Here is a 219-nt window from a genome sequence, read left to right on the forward strand (position 1 = left end):
CCTTGGTCTTGAACAGCAATGGTACCTACACGTACACGCTCAACAACAGCAATGCGGCCGTCAATGGCTTAGGTGCCGGTCAAAGTTTGACCGATAGCTTTACGTACACCTTAACCGATGGTGACGGCAGTACGACAACGGCGACTTTGGTGATCACGATCAATGGTAATACCGATGGTGGTCCAACGGTCACGATCCCGGACAGCAATGCAGGTTCTG

At 52.1% G+C, this 219-nt stretch carries 1 protein-coding gene; it reads left to right on the forward strand.

Annotation, left to right across the window (positions count from 1 at the left end):
• Positions 1 to 219 (forward strand): VCBS domain-containing protein (locus H8K36_RS19095; RefSeq protein WP_186918100.1); only part of this gene is annotated, 219 nt, incomplete at both ends.

The organism is Affinundibacterium nitidum, from assembly GCF_014284155.1.
Taxonomy (GTDB): domain Bacteria; phylum Pseudomonadota; class Gammaproteobacteria; order Burkholderiales; family Burkholderiaceae_D; genus Undibacterium; species Undibacterium nitidum.